This window comes from Paraburkholderia sp. BR14320, assembly GCF_040948665.1.
In the GTDB taxonomy this organism is placed as follows: domain Bacteria; phylum Pseudomonadota; class Gammaproteobacteria; order Burkholderiales; family Burkholderiaceae; genus Paraburkholderia; species Paraburkholderia youngii.
The window spans coordinates 1-222 of record NZ_JBFPKG010000419.1; the positions used below are offsets into that span (position 1 = coordinate 1).

The 222-nt window shown below is 61.3% G+C and carries 1 protein-coding gene; it reads left to right on the forward strand.

Features of this window, described 5'->3' with window-relative positions; genetic code table 11:
- A partial coding sequence (locus AB3X89_RS40895; RefSeq protein ID WP_368588135.1) for a hypothetical protein occupies positions 1–222 on the forward strand: 222 nt, incomplete at both ends.

The following is a 222-nucleotide window of genomic DNA, read 5'->3' on the forward strand; positions in this document are numbered from 1 at the left end:
ACGAGGCGGGTCTGAATGCGGTGCTGGCAGTCGAGGCGAACGTCGACTGCGTGATCGCCGACGGCGCGTACTACAGTATTGCGCAGACCGAGGCATGGTCAACCTGTGGTGTGCTGCCGGTGATTCCACCACCGGCCAATGCGGTCGCTCACAATCAACCGGCGACACGCTGGCACGACCATCTCGTTCGGTACATCAAGGACAAGTGCAACCATGCGTTCC